General features: G+C 72.4%; 18 protein-coding genes. 9 read left to right on the forward strand and 9 right to left on the reverse strand.

Annotated elements, in window-relative coordinates:
* The first annotated feature begins 21 nt into the window (after window positions 1–21).
* On the forward strand, window positions 22–282 hold the full coding sequence (locus DFJ66_RS21140) for a DUF2530 domain-containing protein (RefSeq protein ID WP_211351256.1): 261 nt from the start codon (window positions 22–24) through the stop codon (window positions 280–282).
* Window positions 283–289: 7 nt separating this feature from the next.
* Here the strand turns inward: DFJ66_RS21140 and DFJ66_RS21145 are convergent, their stop codons facing one another.
* Both DFJ66_RS21145 and DFJ66_RS21150 read right to left on the reverse strand, forming a co-directional pair.
* Window positions 290–3,118 (reverse strand): sacsin N-terminal ATP-binding-like domain-containing protein, encoded by a 2,829-nt coding sequence (locus DFJ66_RS21145; protein WP_121223404.1) that lies wholly within the window; start codon window positions 3,116–3,118, stop codon window positions 290–292.
* Window positions 3,115–4,107, reverse strand: coding sequence for a DUF3027 domain-containing protein (locus DFJ66_RS21150; protein ID WP_211351257.1), 993 nt, complete (start codon window positions 4,105–4,107; stop codon window positions 3,115–3,117). Before DFJ66_RS21150 ends, DFJ66_RS21145 begins: the two co-directional genes overlap by 4 nt.
* 72 nt (window positions 4,108–4,179) lie before the next feature.
* Here DFJ66_RS21150 and DFJ66_RS21155 point away from each other — a divergent pair, with 72 nt between their 5' ends.
* Complete coding sequence (locus DFJ66_RS21155; protein ID WP_211351259.1) at window positions 4,180–4,941, forward strand: glutaminyl-peptide cyclotransferase; 762 nt, start codon at window positions 4,180–4,182, stop codon at window positions 4,939–4,941.
* A 19-nt stretch (window positions 4,942–4,960) separates the two neighbouring features.
* On the opposite strand, the gene DFJ66_RS21160 is transcribed toward DFJ66_RS21155, so the two are convergent.
* Window positions 4,961–5,422: an Lrp/AsnC family transcriptional regulator gene (locus tag DFJ66_RS21160; RefSeq protein ID WP_246029842.1), complete on the reverse strand. Its 462-nt coding sequence runs from the start codon at window positions 5,420–5,422 to the stop codon at window positions 4,961–4,963.
* Window positions 5,423–5,493: 71 nt separating this feature from the next.
* Here DFJ66_RS21160 and DFJ66_RS21165 point away from each other — a divergent pair, with 71 nt between their 5' ends.
* From DFJ66_RS21165 to DFJ66_RS21175, 3 genes are read left to right on the forward strand one after another with little or no spacing between them, the layout of a single operon-like run.
* Complete coding sequence (locus tag DFJ66_RS21165; protein ID WP_121231515.1) at window positions 5,494–6,411, forward strand: threonine ammonia-lyase; 918 nt, start codon at window positions 5,494–5,496, stop codon at window positions 6,409–6,411.
* A 33-nt stretch (window positions 6,412–6,444) separates the two neighbouring features.
* Complete coding sequence (locus DFJ66_RS21170) at window positions 6,445–8,112, forward strand: MFS transporter (protein WP_121223407.1); 1,668 nt, start codon at window positions 6,445–6,447, stop codon at window positions 8,110–8,112.
* An 11-nt stretch (window positions 8,113–8,123) separates the two neighbouring features.
* Complete coding sequence (locus DFJ66_RS21175; protein WP_121223408.1) at window positions 8,124–8,600, forward strand: DUF2771 family protein; 477 nt, start codon at window positions 8,124–8,126, stop codon at window positions 8,598–8,600.
* A gap of 417 nt (window positions 8,601–9,017) precedes the next feature.
* Here DFJ66_RS21175 and DFJ66_RS21180 read toward each other — a convergent pair whose 3' ends face one another.
* The 3 genes from DFJ66_RS21180 to moaA form a co-directional block, all read right to left on the reverse strand.
* Window positions 9,018–9,668 carry a LysM peptidoglycan-binding domain-containing protein gene (locus tag DFJ66_RS21180; protein ID WP_121223409.1) on the reverse strand — a complete coding sequence of 217 codons (651 nt, stop codon included), beginning with the start codon at window positions 9,666–9,668 and terminating at the stop codon, window positions 9,018–9,020.
* A gap of 382 nt (window positions 9,669–10,050) precedes the next feature.
* Entirely contained in the window at window positions 10,051–10,305 is a 255-nt protein-coding gene (locus tag DFJ66_RS21185) for a MoaD/ThiS family protein (protein ID WP_121223410.1), read from the reverse strand.
* 1 nt (window position 10,306) lies between these two features.
* Window positions 10,307–11,365, reverse strand: a complete 1,059-nt coding sequence (gene moaA, locus DFJ66_RS21190; protein WP_170199566.1) for a GTP 3',8-cyclase MoaA — start codon at window positions 11,363–11,365, stop codon at window positions 10,307–10,309.
* 116 nt (window positions 11,366–11,481) lie between these two features.
* On the opposite strand from moaA, the gene DFJ66_RS21195 reads away from it, so the two are divergent.
* Together DFJ66_RS21195 and DFJ66_RS21200 are read left to right on the forward strand one after the other, a co-directional pair.
* A complete protein-coding gene (locus DFJ66_RS21195; RefSeq protein ID WP_121231517.1) occupies window positions 11,482–11,946 on the forward strand; it encodes a MarR family winged helix-turn-helix transcriptional regulator in 465 nt (154 codons plus the stop codon).
* Window positions 11,947–11,964: 18 nt separating this feature from the next.
* Window positions 11,965–12,759: an HAD-IIA family hydrolase gene (locus DFJ66_RS21200; protein WP_121231519.1), complete on the forward strand. Its 795-nt coding sequence runs from the start codon at window positions 11,965–11,967 to the stop codon at window positions 12,757–12,759.
* On the opposite strand, the gene DFJ66_RS21205 is transcribed toward DFJ66_RS21200, so the two are convergent.
* Complete coding sequence (locus tag DFJ66_RS21205; protein WP_121223412.1) at window positions 12,756–13,157, reverse strand: hypothetical protein; 402 nt, start codon at window positions 13,155–13,157, stop codon at window positions 12,756–12,758. The two genes, DFJ66_RS21200 and DFJ66_RS21205, sit on opposite strands and share 4 nt — an antisense overlap.
* A 154-nt stretch (window positions 13,158–13,311) precedes the next feature.
* Between DFJ66_RS21205 and DFJ66_RS21210 the strand changes: the two genes are divergently transcribed.
* Window positions 13,312–14,109, forward strand: coding sequence for a metallophosphoesterase (locus tag DFJ66_RS21210; protein ID WP_246029843.1), 798 nt, complete (start codon window positions 13,312–13,314; stop codon window positions 14,107–14,109).
* Here the strand turns inward: DFJ66_RS21210 and DFJ66_RS21215 are convergent.
* Window positions 14,090–14,464, reverse strand: coding sequence for a YccF domain-containing protein (locus DFJ66_RS21215; RefSeq protein ID WP_121231521.1), 375 nt, complete (start codon window positions 14,462–14,464; stop codon window positions 14,090–14,092). The two genes, DFJ66_RS21210 and DFJ66_RS21215, sit on opposite strands and share 20 nt — an antisense overlap.
* A gap of 129 nt (window positions 14,465–14,593) precedes the next feature.
* On the opposite strand from DFJ66_RS21215, the gene DFJ66_RS21220 reads away from it, so the two are divergent.
* The gene (locus DFJ66_RS21220; RefSeq protein ID WP_121223414.1) at window positions 14,594–15,337 is read left to right on the forward strand and encodes a hypothetical protein; all 744 of its coding nucleotides are present in this window, start codon (window positions 14,594–14,596) and stop codon (window positions 15,335–15,337) included.
* Here the strand turns inward: DFJ66_RS21220 and DFJ66_RS21225 are convergent.
* Window positions 15,330–15,869, reverse strand: coding sequence for a TetR/AcrR family transcriptional regulator (locus DFJ66_RS21225; RefSeq protein WP_170199568.1), 540 nt, complete (start codon window positions 15,867–15,869; stop codon window positions 15,330–15,332). The two genes, DFJ66_RS21220 and DFJ66_RS21225, sit on opposite strands and share 8 nt — an antisense overlap.
* Window positions 15,870–15,893 lie beyond the last annotated feature (24 nt).

Raw genomic sequence — 15,893 nt, forward strand, 5'->3', positions numbered from 1 at the left:
CCGGCAGGTAGCCTGCCTGACGTGGCCGAACAGACCCAATCGCCGCCCGCCCCACCGCCCCTGCCACCGCGGCTGACCGACCCGGTCCCCGCGATCGCCGGCGGCACGGCGCTGTGGCTGCTGGCCTTCGCGGCGGTCCTGCTCTTCGCGCGGGACCAGACCACGCTGCTGTGGACGTGCGCGGCGGGCGCGGGACTGGGCGTGATCGGCTACGGCATCTTCCGATGGCAACGATCGGCGGCCCGAAGGGGTTCGCGCACCGCCCAGTCCGGTCTGGACTAGCGCCCGGTCAGCCCAACAGGACGGTCGGCGTCGGGTCGGCGATGAGGGCGGCGAAGGTGTGGCGGTCGGCCCACCGGCCGGTCGCCCACGCCAGTGCCCTCGCCAAACCCTCGGGGGTGTCGGCCGCGTGCGGGACGCCGTCCTCCACCCACCACGACACCTCGTGCGACTCGCCCTCGAACACCACGTGCAGTTCGTCGTGGACGATCACCGGGCTGGTCGGCAGCTCCACCCCGAGCAGGTCGCACGCCAGTCGGACCGCGCCCAGCTCCGCCCACACGACCTCGTCGCCCGCGGTCTCGATCTCGCCGGTGACCTCTTCGGACGCCAGCGGCAGGGCCAGCAGTTCGGCCAACGCCTCCGCGTGACCCTCGGCGGCCAGGACCTGGTCGCCCGGGAGCACGCCCAGCAGCCACGGCAGGTCCAGCACCACCACGTCGTCCGCCGGCACGGCCTCGCCGGTCAGCACGCGCACCCGGTCCGGCGGCTCGACCGACACCGAGTCCGCGACCTCCGCCAGTGCCGCGTGGACCTTCAGCACGAGGGCGTCGGCGGGCTTGCGCGACGGGTCGCCCAAGCGGGCGAGCAGGTCGGTGACGTCGTCCTCGTCCAGCACGGTCAGCGCGGTCCGGACGCCCGCCGCCGCGAGCACGTGCGGCGGCACGTCGACGTTGGGGACCACGTCGTACAGGCCGTCCAAGCCCTCGGCGTCGGGCAGGCGCCACGCACCCAGCGGGCGGCCTTCCAGCGTCGCGTACCGGGCCAGCCACCACCCCGTGTAGCCGTCCGGCTCGGTCACCGCCCGCCACGCGACCGGGTCGGCGGCCATCAGGCGCAGGGCTTCCGGCCACTTGTCGCGCGCCACCAGGTCGAGGTCGCGGATGCCGAGGACGCGGGTCGGCGGCTCCTCCGCGCCGTCCCACCAGTAGCCCTCGTCGGCCAGGTCGTGGTCGGGTTCGGTGGGCGAGGTGTCGTCCACGACGGTGAACCCGTCGATCACGCCGACACCCGTCCACACCTCGCGCGGCCACTCGGCGGCGAGGTCCGGGTCCAGCACGCCGATCGGGGCGTCGGCCTCCAGCACGGACAGCAGCGGCGAGTCCGGCAGCGCGAGCTCGTCGGCGCGGCGCCACTCGCCGTGGTCGTCGGGCAGGGCCAGCTCGCCCAGCCACGGTCGGCCGCCGGCCCGTGCGACCAGCGACAACACGGTCTTGACCAGGTCCGGGCCGTCCATCGCGGGGTCGTCGAGGCTGTGCTTGACGGCCTCGCGCAGGGCGTCGGAGTCCAGCAGCTCGCCCGGTCCGGCCTCCAGCGCGCCCAGGCGCAGCAGCAGCGGGTGCGCGGCCTCCGGGTGCACGATCCGCAGCCCGGACACGTCGAACGACACGTCCGCGGGCAGCACGTAGACCCCGCGCGGCGAGCTGACCAGCCGGCCGTCGGCCAGCGGCACGGGCAGGCTGCCCATCTCCTCGCGCGCGGTCGAGTCGACGTCGGCCAGCGGGGTCAGGGCGTCGTAGACCTCGTGCCACCAGCCGGGGTCGCCGCCGATGCCGGCCAGCGCCTCGACCACCTCGGCGACCGACATGCGCGGGACGCCCAGCGCCGCCAACGCCTTCGCGTGCTCGGGCAGGGTCAGCTCGGCGTCCAGCAGGCCGGGGACGACGTCCTCCAGCAGCTCGACCAGCGGCTCCGAGGGCGCGTCGAGCACCTTCGCGGTCTTCGGCGCGGTCCACTCGCCGGAGGCCAGCGGCAGCCAGGACGCCTCGCGCAGCGCGGACAGCACGCTCTCGCGGAGGTTTCCGTCCACTTCGGACAGCGGGAACCCGGGCAGTGGCACGAGGGACGTGCGGTCGATCGCGGGCAGGGCCAGGACGAGGTCCGGGTAGGCCCGCGCGGCCTGGTCGAGGACGTACTGCGCGGCCGGGCCGACCAGCACGCGTCGCCGGGACGGTTCCACCGGCAGCGACGCGATCAGCCGCGCCGGCAGTGACATCTTCTCGTCGGTCGGGGTGGGGGCGTGCAGGACGTCGCCGTCCAGGGGCTCGTCCATCGGCCACGCCCAGCAGGCGGTCCAGTGCGGCCGGGCCTCGACGCCCTGCACCAGGTGCGCGGGCAGTTCGCCGCCGACCCGGTGCAGGCGCCACCGCTGCTCGCCGGCCGGTCCGTGCAGCACGACCACGCCGTCTTCCTCGGTGCGCTGCCAGGTCTGGTCGCCGACTTCGACCTTCTGGAGACCGGGCAGGGCGAGCAGGAGGTCCGGGACCTGGTCGGCGAACTCGGCGAGCAGGCGGGAGCCGTCGACCTTGAGGGGAAGGCGGACTTCGGTGTCGAAGCCGGGCGGCAGGTCGGCTTCGTCGGTCGGCCAGACCAGGCGCAGGACCGGGACGTCACCGCCGCGTGCCTCGGCCAGCTCCGGGACGGCCTGGCGGGTGCGGGCGGCGGAGAACAGCACGCCGCCGGAGGTCGAGACGACGCGCGGGGCGTCGGTCACGGCCAGGACGGCGGCGAAACCCACGCCGAACTGGCCCACCGTGTCGGCGGACTTCGCCGAGGCGCGCAGGGAGGCGAGGGCGGCGACGCCTTCCGCGGTCAGCGGGTTGCCGGTGTTGGCGGCACGGAGTTCGCCGTCCACAATGGACAGTCGGAGGGTGCCGGGGGTCGCGCCGGCGGCGTCGGCGGCGTTCTGGGCGAGCTCGACCAGGAGGCGGTCGCGGTAGCCGCCGAGGCGGAGGTCCTCCTCGGCGTTGGCGTCCTCGCGGAACCGGGTGGGCGAGCCGCGCCAGGCGGCGAGCACCGAGTCCCGCAGCGCCTCGGTGCCGAACGGGTCCCGGCTCACCGCCCGGACTCGTCCGCCGACCCGGCGGGCGTCTCGGCGACAGGCTCTTCGACGGCAGCGGGCTCTTCGACGGCAGCGGGCGCGACCTCGGCCGGCGCGGCATCAGCGGGCACGGCTTCGGCGGCGGGCTGCGCAGAAGCGGCTTCGACGGCAGCCGGCGCGGCTTCGACGGCGGCTGGCGCGGCGTCAGCGGCGGGTGGCGTGTTCTCGGCGGCGGGTTCGTTCACCTCGACGTCCAGGACGGCGTCGTCGTAGACCACGTCGGCCACCGGCACCGCCGGGCCGCCCTCCACCTCGACCTCCGAGTGCGCGCCGCAGCCGTACTCGACGTGCACCACGTGACCGTCCGCCGGCGTCAGCTCGTTCGCGCACACCCCGAAGGCGGCACCCAGCGAACCCGCCACCCGCACGTAGAAACCGCAGGTCCCACACGTCGCCGGCGCGCTGCGGGCCATGTCGCTGCGCGGGCCGAAGTCGCCGCCGTGCCAGCGCGAGGCCGCGTCCAGCACGCCCTCGCGGGACAGCACGCGCACCCGGCCCAGGCCGACCTCCAGCGCGACCTCCTCGACCGCCGGGTCGTCGGAGGCCACGTACCCGGGCACCAGCCGCGGGTCGTCCTCGCGCGGCGGGAGCAGGTCGCCGACACCCAGGTCGCCGGCGCGGACACGCTCGTTCCACGGCACCCAGTCCGGCGCGACCAGCGCGTCGTCGCCGGGCAGCAGCACCACCTCGGACACCGAGACCGGCGTGCCCGGTCCGGCGAACGCGACGGTCACCGCCCAGTTCCACCCCCGGTAGCCGGCGTGCGCGGCCTCGAAGAGGTGGGTCACCGACGCCTCGTCCTCGGCGAGCACGCCCACGTGCGCACCGACGGGTTCCGCACCCGCTTCCTCCTGCGCGGCGGCGCGGGCGGTCGACACCGCCGCGGCGTCGACGAGCGCCGGGTCGGCGAGCACTGGATCGGGCTGCTGGGTCGGCGTGGCGGTCACAGGTGAATTGTGCCGCACGTCTTCGCAGGCTCGTGCACACGTGCCACCCTTTCGGACGTGCGGTGGCTCCCGATGGCAGTGGTTCTCGTCATGTCCGCGGCGTGCACGTCCACGCCGAACCCGCCCGAACAGCCCACCCAGCAGCGCAGACCCACGGTCGAGGTGATCGGCACGCTCCCGCACGACCCGGAGGCGTTCACCCAGGGCTTGGAGCTGGTCGACGGCGTCCTCTACGAGGGCACGGGCCTGGAGGGGCAGTCGAGCCTGCGCCGCATCGACCCGGCGACCGGGGACGTCCAGCAGCGCGTGGACCTGCCCGAGGACTTCTTCGGCGAGGGCGTGACCGTGGTCGGCGACCGGGTCTGGCAGCTCACCTGGCGCAACGGCGTCGCCATCCAGCGCGACAAGAACACCCTCCAAGAGGTGAAACGCGCCACGTACGAGGGCGAGGGCTGGGGCCTGTGCCGCGACGGCGACCGGCTGGTGATGAGCGACGGCACCGAGGAGCTGCGGTTCCGCGACCCGGAGACGTTCGCCGAGACGGGCCGGGTGACGGTCCGGCGCAACGGCATCCCGCTGGTCCGGATCAACGAGCTGGAGTGCGTCGGCGGCGCGGTGTGGGCGAACCTGTGGCAGCTCGACGAGGTCGTCAAGATCGACCCGGGGTCCGGGGACGTGGTGGCGACGGTCGACCTCAGCTCCCTGCGGCCGGCGGACGTGCCGGCGTCGAACGTCCTCAACGGCATCGCGGCCGTGCCGGGGAGCGCGGACGAGTTCCTGGTCACGGGCAAGAACTGGCCGACGATCTTCCGGGTGAAGATCAAGGCAGGGTGAGGACGGGGCGGGGTGGGGTTCAGGGCACGGTGAGGGCCAGGCCGGTCTTGACGGCGTCGAAGACCGGCATCGTCTCGTAGCGCTTGACGTTGTCGTCGCGCTGGAACAGCTCGTCCCCGACCTCGCGGCAGCGGGCCATGTCGGTGACCGACAGCACCACCAGGTAGTCCCAGCGGCCGGCCAGCTCGTAGCACTGCTGCACCTCGGGCGTGGCACGCATGCGCTCGGCGAACGCCCGGTGGTGGGCGTGGGACTCCCGCTCCAGCACCACCAGCACGACGGCGAGCAGCCCGCCCAGCCGCGTGCCGTCCAGCACCGCGACCTCGCGGGTCAGCAGCCCGGAGTCCCGGTACCGGGTGATCCGCCGCTGCACCGCGCTCGGGGACAGGCCGACCAGCTCACCCAGTTCGTGCAGGGTGCGCCCGGAGTCCTGCTGGAGCTGCTCCAGCAGGCGACGGTCGACGTCGTCCAGGGCGTTCACGCAAAGATCTTGCGTGGCGGCGCGGAAAGTTTCAATCGCCACCACGGGTGGCCGACCTAGCGTTCTGGGCCGTGGACATCGACCTGGACAACATCGCCCGCGCCGCCGAGATCATCGACCCCGTCTTCCGCGACACCCCCCAGTACGTGGACGAACAGCTGTGCGCCGCGCTGGGCCGCCGGGTGCTGGTGAAGGTGGAGACGACCAACCCGCTGCGCAGCTTCAAGGGCAGAGGAGCCGACTTCCTGGCCTCGACGCTGCCCGCCGGGCAGCCGGTGGTGTGCGCGTCGGCGGGCAACTTCGGCCAGGCCGTGGCGTACGCCGGGCGCAACCACGGTTTCCCGGTGGAGGTGTTCGTGTCCGACCGGGCCGTGCCGGACAAGGTGCGCCGGATGCGGCTGCTGGGCGCGGTCGTGCACGAGGTGCCGGGCGACTTCACCGGGGCGAAGGCGGTGGCGCGGGCCCACGCCGCCGAGACCGGCGCGGTGTTCGTCGAGGACGGGCGGGAGCCGGCGGTGTGCGAGGGGGCGGGGACGATCGCGGTCGAGCTGCTGCGGGCGGGGGTGTCGTTGGACAGCGTGGTCGTGCCGCTCGGGGACGGGGCGTTGATCACCGGCATGGCGCGGTGGCTCAAGCACCACTCGCCGCACACGCGGGTGGTCGGGGTGTGCGCGGAGGGTGCGCCCGCGTTGGCGCACGCGTGGGCTGGGCGGGTGTGGGACGGGCCGGTGTGGGACGGGCCGGTCGACACGATCGCCGATGGCATCGCGGTGCGGGTGCCGGTGCCGGAGTCGGTGACCCGGGTGAGGGAACTCGTGGACGACGTCGTGTTGGTGTCCGACGACGCGATCCGGGCGGCGGCCGACCTCGCGTTGCGGACGCTCGGGCTGGTGCTGGAGCCGGCGGGGGCGGCGGGGCTGGCCGGGCTGGTGGCGCACGACCTCCCGGGCGAGACCACCGCCACCGTGCTCACCGGGAGCAATGTGTGAGACAGCCCGGTGCCGGTGAGGCAGGATTGGGGTGTGACACCCCCACGGCCGGACGACCAGCCGCGGCGGTACCCGTGGGAGGACGACGAGTACAAGCCGCGCACCCGGCCGTACCCGACGCCGGGCGTGCCACCCGGGGTGCCGCCGGAACCCGGCTACCAGTCGCACGACCCGCACGCGCCACAGGGTCCGCGTCCGCCGCGTGAGCCGCACGCGCCACGCGATCCGCGTCCGCCGCATGACCCGCGCGCGCCGCAGGGTCCGCGTCCGCCGCGGGATGACCGGGGTTATCCGCCGCGCGATGACCGCCCGCGGCGCGATCAGCGTCCGTCCCAGCCGGAGGAAGCTCCGACCGCGCCGAGCCTGCCGAAGAAGCTGACCGTCACGCGGGTGGCCTGGTTCCGGACGCGGCAGCTCAGCGCCCAAGCCGTGCGGGCGTTCCGACGGGCCGCGCACGCGGACGGTGCCAAGCAGTCCGGGCTGTCGTCGCTGACCTACGCGGTGATGCTGAACTACGCCGCCGACGCGGCGATGGCCGTGGCGCTGGCCAACACCCTCTTCTTCTCCGCCGCGACCGGCGAGAGCCGGGGCAAGGTCGCCCTGTATCTGCTGATCACGGTGGCCCCGTTCGCCGTCGTGGCCCCGGTGATCGGCCCGATCCTGGACCGCATCCAGCACGGCCGTCGCGTCGCGTTGGCGCTGTCGTGCGTGCTGCGGGTGTTCCTGTCCATCGTCATGGCGATGAACTTCGACAACTGGGGCCTGTACCCGGCGGCGCTGGGCAGCATGGTGCTGTCGAAGTCCTTCACCGTGCTGAAGGCCGCCATCACACCCCGCGTGCTGCCGCGTGAGATCACGCTGTCCAAGACCAACGCGCGGATGACGGTCTTCGGCCTGGCGGCGGGCGGTGTGTTCGGGGCGGTCGCGGCCGGGTTCGCGAACCTGTTCGGCTCGCCGGGCGCGCTGTGGTTCACCGCCGTGCTGTGCCTGGTCAACGCGTGGCTGTGCCTGCGCATCCCGGCGTGGGTCGAGGTGACCGAGGGCGAGGTGCCGACGTCCCTGCGGGCCAGGCCGCACAAGCCCCGGCAGACCCTGGGCCGGACGGTCGTGGTGGCGCTGTGGGGCAACGGCGCCGTGCGGATGCTGACCGGGTTCCTCATGTTGTTCTCGGCGTTCGTCGTGCGGGCGCAGACCGAGGGCGAACCGTTCATGCAGGTCCTGCTGCTCGGCGTGATCGCGGGCGCGGCGGGCGTCGGCAGCTTCCTGGGCAACGCGGTCGGTGCCCGGCTGCACTTCGGCTCACCCGACCAGGTCGTGATCGGCTGCGTGATCGGCGCACTGCTGTCCACCGTCGTGGCGGCGATCCTGCCGGGCCTGATCACGGCGGCCGTGGTGGGCCTGGTCGGCGCGACGGCGAGCTCGCTGGCGAAGGTCTCGCTGGACGCCGTGATCCAGGACGACCTGCCGGAGGAGTCGCGGGCGTCGGCGTTCGGGCGGTCGGAGACGATCTTGCAGTTGGGGTGGGTGTTCGGCGGCGCGCTGGGCGTCCTGCTGCCGACCGAGTACTGGATCGGCTTCACGGTCCTGTCGGGCCTGCTGGCGATCGGCCTGGCGCAGACCATCGCGACCCGGCAGGGCAGCACCCTCATCCCGGGCCTGGGCGGCGACCGCCCCATCCGGCCCACCGCCGTCACCCCGTAGGCTCGGCTGCCGTGCGTCGAGTGCTGCCGGTTGTGCCGCTGCTGCTGGTCGTCGCGGGCTGTAGCGCCCCGACGAGCCCCGAGGTGACCTTCTACGCCGACGGCAGGACCGTCGTCGTCAAGCCCACCCAGTACTGCGACCTGAGGTCGGAGGACTGCGACGTCGACCCGGAGGCGGTGGGTGTGCTGCGCGTGCGACCCGGGCGGCCGGTGCAGATCTCCGTGCCCGGGGAGTTGGCGAAGTCGGCGTGGTCGGTGAAGTTCACCTACCGGAACGCGGCGGGCGAGCCGCAGGAACCGTTGCGGAGCAAGCTCTTCACGGAGCGGGAGCCGCGGTACGCCTACACGTTGGTGTTGCCGAACCGCGATGACCAGTTGGAGAGCGTCGAGGTCCAGCAGTACGGGGCGCGGATCGAGACGAGCACGACCGGCGCCTTCGACTTCGTGGCCCGCGGTACGTGGGTGCTGTCCGTGGACGACCGCCGCTAGACGCGCTGCGCGCTCTCAAGATCAAAAGCTGAAAGCTGAAAGCGAAAGCCAAAAGCGAAAAGCGAAAAGCGACCCTCGCCGCTGGGCAGGCCCCCGGGGGTGGGAAGGGCGTCGGTTTCTTCCCCCCGTACGGCCTGCCGGAGGCAACCACCCTTGGCCCGTTTCCGCAACCGGAAAAGCTGGTTGCGGAAACGGGCCAAGCGCGGTTGGGCTGCGCCCAGGCCGTACGGGGGGAAGAAACCGAGGCCCTTCCCGTGGCTTGGCAGCCTGGGGAAAAGCAGCGCGCCTGCGGCGCGGGAGCGGTCCATTTGCGCGGAGGCGAACAAGGGTTGCGTGGAGGCGAACAAGGGCCCCTGCCGTCGGGGGAGGTTCGGCAGGGGCCCCTGGTCTTGGTGGGTCGGTCGGGCCGACCCTCGATCACTTGGTGGCGATCTTGTGGCCCGGCAGGATCAGGTCCGGGTTCGGGATGTACTGGCTGTTCAGCTCGGCCAGCTTCGCCCAGCCGCCCTCGACCTTCAGCTCCTCCGCGATCTTGGACAGGGTGTCGCCCGCCTTGATCTCGTAGTCGCCGTTCGGGTTGGACGTCGGCAGGGCCACCGTCACCGGGGCGGCCTGCTGCTGGACCGGCGCCTGCTGCTGGACCGGGGCCACCGTGCGCGGCTGCGCCGGGGCCGGGGCCGTGCGCTTCGGGGCCGGCGCGGAGCCGCCGCCGAGGCCCTTCGGGCCGCAGACCGGCCAGGCGTTGATGCCCTGGGAGGCCAGGACGTTCTCGGCCACGCGGATCTGCTCCTCGCGGGACGCCTCGTTGGGCATCCCTTCACCGCCGTTGGCGCGCCACGTGCTGGGCAGGAACTGCAGCCCGCCGTAGTAGCCGTTGCCGGTGTTGATGCTCCAGTCACCGCCACTCTCGCACTGCGCGACCACGTCCCAGTCGACGCTCTGCGCGTTCGCGGTGCCGGCCGCCAGGCTCAGCGGGGCGCCGACGATGGCGCCGGCTACGGCGACCTTCGCGACGGTGCGGACGGCGGCGCTGGTGGTCGGGCGGTGCTTGCCTCGGTACGAAGCCATGTGCCTCTCTGCCCACCCACACCTCCCGATCGGCCGGGGCTCGGGTTCCCCACGTGGCCGATCGCGTTCCCCGTCCGGCGGATTTCTCTCGCTCGGGGTTGGTCCGGGAGCCGTTGGACGGGGTTCGGTGTGCGGCGTCCCGGGTGGTGCTCTTGGTTGGTCGGGGCCAACCAACGAGCGACCGTACGTAACCGCCGGGGCGCTGCCAAACGATCTCTGGCGTGATCCACATCACTGTAACGAATGCGGGAGATCGTTCGACCTGGGTAAAAGTGCTGGTCAGAGCGCCGTTATCGTCTCGTTTCCAATCCGAGATCCGTCGAGATCGATCACCGTGGGTGAGGCGTGGCTCACGTCGTTCGGCCACCCGAATGACGCAGCGTCATCCCCCCGCGAAGGGCGGCAGGACGTCGAGTTGGGCGTTCGCGGGCAGCGGGGTCTCGCGGTCGCGGACGGCGACGCCGTCGAGCAGGAAGCTGCACGCCGCCAGGACGCGTGCCAGCTTCTCGCCGTGCCTCTCCTCGACCGCCGCCAGTGCCGCCGCCACGGTGGCGCCGCCGGGCAGCGCCACGCTCTCGTCCGGCACGCCGGCGGCGGCGCGCGCCCCCGCGAAGTACCGGACCGTCAGCTCGACCAACTCACCCTCCGATAGCGCTCATGGGCCGGTCCGGCTGGTGGAACCCGGCGTCGTTGATGCCGTGCCCGGCCGCCTTCGCCCACGAGTTCGCCCGCCACCGGTCCGCGATCTCCTCGTCGGACGCGCCGCCGCGCAGCAGCGCCCGCAGGTCCGTCTCGGTCTGGCTGAACAGGCAGTTGCGCACCTGGCCGTCCGCGGTCAGCCGGGTCCGGTCGCACGCCGCGCAGAACGGCCTGGTCACCGACGCGATGACGCCGACGACGGCCGGTCCGCCGTCCACCAGCCACCGCTCGGCCGGCGCGCCGCCCCGCTCGCCCGGCTCGGGCGTGAGGGTGAACGCCGTGCGCAGCGCCGCCAGGATCTCCTCGGCGGTCACCATGTCGTCCCGGTTCCAGCCGTGCTGGGGGTCCAGCGGCATCTGCTCGATGAACCGCAGCTGGTACCCGTGCTCCAGGCAGTACCGCAGCAGCGGCACGGCCTCGTCCTCGTTCACCCCGCGCATGAGGACCGCGTTGACCTTCACCGGCGCCAGGCCCGCGTCCCGCGCGGCGGCGAGGCCCGCGAACACGTCGGACAGGCGGTCGCGGCGGGTCAGCTCGCGGAACCGGGTCGGGTCGAGGGTGTCCAGCGAGACGTTCACCCGGTCCAGACCCGCGGCGACCAGGTCGGCGGCGCGACGGGCCAGGCTGAGGCCGTTGGTGGTCATGGAGATCTTGGGGCGCGGCGCGAGGGCCGCGGTCGCCGCGATGACCCGCTCCAGGTTGGGGCGCAGCAGCGGCTCGCCGCCGGTGAAGCGGATGTTGGTGACGCCCAGCCGGGTGACCGCGATGCCGATCAGCCGCGCCAGCTCGTCGTCGGTCAGCAACTCCTGCTTGGGCAGCCAGTCCAGGCCCTCGGCGGGCATGCAGTAGGTGCAGCGCAGGTTGCAGCGGTCGGTCAGCGACACGCGCAGGTCCGTCGCGACCCGCCCGAACCGGTCGACCAGCAGCGGGGAATCGGGCCGGCCTGCGGCGTCCGGGGTGCCGCGCACGATGGGTAGTCCCAGCTCGACTGCTGTCACCCCTACCAGGGTAATGGGGTGGCCCTTGTGGGTACCGCTACAAATGCGCCACAGCACAGTCGGCCGGCTTGGAGGACCGTCCCAACCCCGGTCGGTGGACGGCTAAATTGCTGGACATGACGAGCGAGCAGGACCTGCCCGCGGACGTGCTGGAGCGGTTCGTCGGGTACGCGCGGGAGTCCAGCGCGCTCACCATCCTGTTCCACACGCAGGTGGCGGAGCGGATGGGCCTGTCGCCGACCGACGAGAAGTGCCTGGACCTGGCCATGCGCGCCGAGGGACCGGTCACCGCGGGGCGCATCGCCGAGCTGTCCGGGCTGTCCACGGGCGCGGTCACCGGCGTGATCGACCGGCTGGAGGGGGCCGGGTACGTGCGCCGCGTCCGCGACCCGCACGACCGGCGCAAGGTCCTGGTCGAGGTCACGGTGGACAAGGCGGGCCGGTACGCGCACCTGTTCGAGGGCGCGCGGGGCACGTTGCGCGAAGTTCTCGCCCAGTTCACGCCCGCCGAGCTCGAGGTACTGGATCGGTACAGCCGAGTGCTGATCGAAACGTTCCGCAGGCGCGTGATCGACGCCTGAGCCGGCAGCATGACCCGCATGGCCGAGCAGTGGAACTACCTGATGGACATGGACGGCGTGCTCGTGCACGAGGAGCACCCGATCCCCGGTTCGAGCGAGTTCGTGGCGGAGCTGACCGCCAACGGCATCCCGTTCCTCGTGCTCACGAACAACTCCATCTACACACCGCGCGACCTGCGGGCCCGGCTGTCCCGCACCGGGCTGGAGGTGCCCGAGACGGCGATCTGGACCTCGGCGCTGGCCACCGCGCGGTTCCTGGACTCGCAGCGGCCCGGCGGGTCGGCGTTCGTCATCGGCGAGGCGGGCCTGACCACGGCGCTGCACGAGATCGGGTACGTGCTGACCGACCGCGACCCGGACTACGTGGTGCTGGGTGAGACCCGCACCTACAGCTTCACCGCCATCACCAAGGCCATCCGCCTGGTCGAGGAGGGCGCGAAGTTCATCGCGACCAACCCGGACGCGACCGGCCCGTCCCGCGAGGGCTCGCTGCCCGCGACCGGCTCGATCGCCGCGCTGATCGAGAAGGCGACCGGCCGCGCGCCGTACTACGTGGGCAAACCGAACCCGCTGATGATGCGGTCGGCCCTGCGGGCGCTGGGCGCGCACTCGGCGAACACGCTGATGATCGGCGACCGGATGGACACCGACGTGCGGTCGGGCCTGGAAGCGGGCCTGCGGACCATCCTGGTGCTGACCGGCATCTCGGCGGACTCCACGGCGGAGCTGTACCCGTACCGGCCGACCCGGGTGGTGAAGTCGATCGCGGAGCTGGTCGGCCACTCGGCCAACCCGTTCCCGGACGAGGGCTAGTCGTCGGGTTCGGTCGGGACCAGGTGCAGGTCACCGGCCACGACCAGCCGCTCGAAGGGGTCGTCGCCCGTGGTGAGGCGCACGAGCGCCGGCCGGTCCGGGTCGTCGGCGAGCGTGAGGTGGGCCGCGGGCAGCGGGTCGTCGGTGGGCGGCGGGGTGTCGGCGGCGCCGGGCAGGTGGTTGAGCCGGTCCGCGAGTCGCTCGGCCCGGTCGCGGACCAGTTCGCCGCGGCCGGACACCGGGCTGCTCGCGCCGGCCGCCGCGCCGAGCCGGTCCAGCAGGTCGGCGTGCAGCCGCAGCCAGTCGACGTGCTGCCAGGGCGTCAGCGCGCCGGTCGCGGCGGTCTCCGCCATGACCTCGTCCAGCACCACCGCGACCCGTTCCAGGTGCTCCTTCATGCCGGTGAGATTGCCCACGGCGGGTCCCCCTCACGCGGAATGCGCCGACTTCACCCCGGAGGGGGAGGCCGCACGGCCCAGCGGGTGGTCCGCATCCGGCCGTGCGGTGATCCACTTCTACGCGTCGCACAGGATCGTCGCCTATCGTCGCAATGTGGACAGACCGCTCTTCGTCGTCGGCGACGTGCACGGCCACCTCGCCGAACTCACCCGCGCCCTGCACGCGCAGCAGCTCGTGGACGCCGGGGGCGACTGGGCCGGCGGTGACGCGGAGCTGTGGTTCCTGGGCGACTTCGTGGACCGCGGGCCGGACGGCATCGGGGTCATCGAGTTCGTGATGAAGCTGTCCGAGCAGTCGGAGGGCCGGGTCGACGCGCTCATCGGCAACCACGAGATCCTGCTGCTGGGCATGCACCGCTTCGGCGACACCCACGTGCCCAACGCGCCCACCCCGCGCAGCTTCGCGCGCAGCTGGCTGCTCAACGGCGGCCTGCGCAGCGACCAGGACCGGCTGACCGACCGCCACATCGAGTGGCTGACCAGCCGACCCGTGCTGCGGCTGGTGGACGACCACCTGCTCATGCACTCCGACACGCTGGCCTACCTCGACTGGGGCACCACGATCGAGGACGTCAACACGGCCGTGCGGGAGGTGCTGGAGGGCGCCGACCTGGAGGCGTGGTGGGAGTGCTGGCGCAAGATGACCACCCGCTACGCGTTCCGCGGCCCGGAGGGCGGTGACGTGGCCGCCGAGCTGCTGGAGGTGCTGGGCGGGCGCGAGGTGGTCCACGGGCACAGCGTCATCGCCGACCAGCTGGGCGTGTCCCCGGAGGAGATCGACGGCCCCCTGCGCTACGCCGACGACCGGGTGCTGGCCGTCGACGCGGGCCTGTACAGCGGCGGACCGTGCCTGGTGGTCCGCTTGGAGCCCCCTACGGCGCCGGGACGATGACCTTGCCCAGCGGCATCAGCGACACGGGCACCATCTTGAAGTTCGCGACGCCCAGCGGGATGCCGATGATCGTCACGCAGAGCGCCAACCCGGTGACCACGTGCCCGATGGCCAACCAGATGCCGGCGACGACGATCCAGATGACGTTGCCGATCAGCGAGGGCGCGCCGGCGTCGGCCCGGTCCACCACCTGCCGCCCGAACGGCCACAGCGCGTAGTTGGCGATCCGGAACGACGCCAGCCCCCACGGGATGGTGATGATCAGGACGCAGCACACGATCCCGGTGAGCACGTACCCGATGGCCAGCCAGAAGCCGCTCAGCACGAGCCAGATCAGGTTGAGGATGATCCGCACGCGGTCCATCCTGCCCGACCGCGGGCCGGTCCAGCGCAGGGCGTTGCGCACGGTGATGACACCGTAACGCTGTTGTGCGGCACCACGACTCCACGCGAAGACGCCGAATTCGGATTCGCCGAGGAGGACATGGTGCGGAAACTGGCCACGGAGCTGGACCACAAGGCGCGGAACGCCATTCGGCTGTTCACCCGCTTGGGTCTTGGCGCACTCGCGGTCTTCTACGTGGTGGCGGTGTTCGTGAACCGCGAGTTGGGGTTGGTCGAGAAAATCGAGCGACCGCTGATCCTGACCGCGTTGTTGCTGATCATCACGATCCTGGTGCGCATCGAGCAGCGCTTACCCGAGGACGGTGCCGCCGAGGTCGTGGTCTTCGCCGACCGCACCAGCTTCTACGAGGCCACGCGCAAAGCTGTCGAGAACGCCCGGAAGAGGGTCTACGTCACCTATTTCCGCTCGAAGAGCCCGGTCGAACTCGATGCGGCGGTGCAGCAGCATTTCCGGGCGTGCCGGAAGTGGGCCAACGGCTCGGCCGAGCGCTCGTTCCGCCGGGTCATGATCAACACGAGCAACCCGTCGATGGTCGACTACCTGCGGCAGGAGCTTTCCGAGGTGCTTCGGGCGCAGGAGAACAAAAAGCACTACAACGTGAAGTTGCTGGACAACGTCCCCCACGACGTGGGCGCCATCAGCCTGGGGATCTACGACGACGACCAGGTGTTCATCTCGTACGTCAGCGGCCGGGACCGGGTCGTCGGGGTGGGCATCCGCAGCCGTGAGGTGGTCCGCGAGTGCTTCGAGCACTACTACGACCACCTCTGGACGGTCGCGACGGCGATCGAGGAGTCCTCGGTCGCGGCCGGGCTCAGGTGAGCAAGGCGCGGGTCACCGCCACGACCGCTGCCGCCGGGTCGCCGGACGGGGTCAGCAGGTGGCTGAGCACCAGGCGGACCGTGGTCTCGCCGATGAGGGTGCGGCGGTCGGTGGGCAGGTGGGGCCAGTGGGTCGTGGCGTGGGAGGCGAAGACCTCGGCAGCCGCGCCGAGGATCTCGTGGCCGCGGGTGGTGACCAGCGGGAGCATGTCCTCCGCGTTCGCGCCGCTGAACACCGAGTGGGCCAGCGGGTCGCGGGCCGCCTCTTCGAAGACGAAGGCGACGGCGGTGTGCAGGCCGTTCAACGGGTCGGGGTCCGCCGCGAGGCGCTCCTGCACGCCGGCCAGGAACTGGGCGGTCTTGTCCAGCGCCACCGCTCGGACCAGCGACTCCTTGTTGCCGAACGCGTTGTAGACGGTCTGCCTGCTCACCGCCGCCCTGGTGGCGACGTCCACCATGCGCAGGCCGCGCGAGCCGTGCACCGCGAGCAGGGCCGCCGCCGCGTCCAGCAGCGAACGGGTGAGGTCGGTCACGCAGCACAGCTTTACACAGAGTCG

The sequence above is a fragment of the Saccharothrix variisporea genome (genome assembly GCF_003634995.1).
GTDB classification, from domain to species: domain Bacteria; phylum Actinomycetota; class Actinomycetes; order Mycobacteriales; family Pseudonocardiaceae; genus Actinosynnema; species Actinosynnema variisporeum.

Excerpts from the sequence above, each read along its gene's own strand:
- DFJ66_RS21155 (WP_211351259.1), top strand. The coding sequence starts at position 4,180 with ATGGCAGTGGTTCTCGTCATGTCCGCGGCGTGCACGTCCACGCCGAAC.
- DFJ66_RS21180 (WP_121223409.1), bottom strand. The coding sequence starts at position 9,668 with ATGGCTTCGTACCGAGGCAAGCACCGCCCGACCACCAGCGCCGCCGTC.
- DFJ66_RS21195 (WP_121231517.1), top strand. The coding sequence starts at position 11,482 with ATGACGAGCGAGCAGGACCTGCCCGCGGACGTGCTGGAGCGGTTCGTC.
- DFJ66_RS21200 (WP_121231519.1), top strand. The coding sequence starts at position 11,965 with ATGGCCGAGCAGTGGAACTACCTGATGGACATGGACGGCGTGCTCGTG.
- DFJ66_RS21205 (WP_121223412.1), bottom strand. The coding sequence starts at position 13,157 with ATGAAGGAGCACCTGGAACGGGTCGCGGTGGTGCTGGACGAGGTCATG.
- DFJ66_RS21220 (WP_121223414.1), top strand. The coding sequence starts at position 14,594 with ATGGTGCGGAAACTGGCCACGGAGCTGGACCACAAGGCGCGGAACGCC.